Here is a 1,558-nt window from a genome sequence, read left to right as displayed (position 1 = left end):
CCCGCCCCGCCCTTGCCGGGGGGACGCCCTTTCATGCCGCCCTTCACGCCGCGACCCCGCGCATGACGGAAAGGCCCAGCGCCAGCGCAGCCACCGCGCCGGTAACCGACGCCAGCGCATAGCCGAGCGCCAGCACGGTCTGGCCGCGTTCGATCATCAACATGGTTTCCAGGCTGAAGGCGGAAAAGGTGGTGAAGCCACCCAGCATCCCGACGCCCAGCAACAGCCGCAACGGCTCGCCCGGCGTAGCGCTGCCGCGCGCCAGCCATCCGGCCAGCATCCCCATGGCGAAACCGCCGATCAGATTGGCGGCGAATGTGCCCCAGGGCCAGGTGGCGCCGGGCGCAACATGCCCGGCGAAACGCCCGAGCTGATAGCGCAGCGCCGCGCCTGCCGCGCCGCCGCCCATCACGAGAAATAAATTGGTCATGTCATGCGCCCTATAGCGAATCGGCTACAGGGGAAAGGTCGCAATCGGACCGCCATGATCGCGCCTGCCGATGCCTGCGGGCCATGGGCGGCCCGGCTCAGGCGGCGATGGCGAGCGGCGCGGGCGCCATATCGGGTTCGGCGACGCCATGGCCGCATCCGATGTCGCGGATCAGCGCGACGAAGCGCCGCGCCTCGCGCACGATCATCGCCTTGTTGAAACAGGCGGCCGCGCCCCGGCCCATCGCTTCGGCGACGATCGGCGCGCCATCGCGCAACAGGCTGGACAACATGATGACGGGGCAGGGGTCCAGCCCCATGATCTCGTCCAGTATCGCCATGCCGTCGCGGCCGGGCATGGCGATGTCCAGCGTCACCACATCGGGCTTTTCCCGCCGGATCATCGCCATCGCTTCCTCGCCGTCGCGGGCGATGCCCACCACCTCGACGCGGCGATCCTGTTCCAGCAACGTTTCGATCATCGCGCGGATCGTCAGCGAATCATCGACCACCACAAGCCTGACGGGTTTCATCCCTCGTCTCCCCAAACCGACATGATCGTCATAACGGCCGGGAAAGGACCGGCTTTAGCCGTGGCTAACGGCTATTTAACCACGCGGCCCACCGCCACCGAAATTGGGGGAGAAGAGTTTGCGGAAACTGATCGAAATGGTGCGGCCCAATGGATCGAGATAATCCTGCTGATAGCGCAGCGGCGTCATGCCGGTGGCGTCGCGCACTTCGCGCCGCTGGTTGAAGATATTGTCGACGCCGACCGACACGCGCGCCCCGCGCAGGAAGGGCACATTCTTCACCAGGCTGGGCATCTGGCCCAGATTGGCGAAGATGCGCAGGTTCGCCGTGGCCAGGCTGCCGAATTCCAGCCGCGAACTGCCGGCGCTGGTCCCGCTCAGCGCGCCATCGACATGGGTGCCGCTTTCCCAGTTGACGCCCAGCCGCGCGCCGATGCCATTGTTGGAATAGCCCAGCCGCGCCTTGATCTCATGCCGGGGCTGGCCGCCCGACGATCCGGTGGCGTCGCCGTTCAGCAGGTCGAGTTCCGGCACGCCGGGCGCGATCAGGATGCTCTCGGTCAGATGCCAGGTGTGATAGAGGCTGAGGCTCAGCC

General features: G+C 66.9%; 2 protein-coding genes and 1 pseudogene. All 3 read right to left on the bottom strand.

Annotated elements, in window-relative coordinates; translation table 11 throughout:
• Positions 1–43: 43 nt before the first annotated feature.
• Positions 44–430 carry a fluoride efflux transporter CrcB gene (crcB, locus tag C100_RS31960; protein ID WP_024019089.1) on the bottom strand — a complete coding sequence of 129 codons (387 nt, stop codon included), beginning with the start codon at positions 428–430 and terminating at the stop codon, positions 44–46.
• 97 nt (positions 431–527) lie between these two features.
• Entirely contained in the window at positions 528–962 is a 435-nt protein-coding gene (locus C100_RS31955) for a response regulator (RefSeq protein ID WP_024019088.1), read from the bottom strand.
• Positions 963–1,037: 75 nt separating this feature from the next.
• A pseudogene (locus tag C100_RS31950) lies at positions 1,038–1,558 on the bottom strand (TonB-dependent receptor); the annotation flags it as partial.

The organism is Sphingobium sp. C100, assembly GCF_000508185.1.
Classification (GTDB): domain Bacteria; phylum Pseudomonadota; class Alphaproteobacteria; order Sphingomonadales; family Sphingomonadaceae; genus Sphingobium.
The sequence above is the reverse complement of the archived record's forward strand: the minus strand, read 5'-3'. Positions and strand labels throughout refer to the sequence as shown.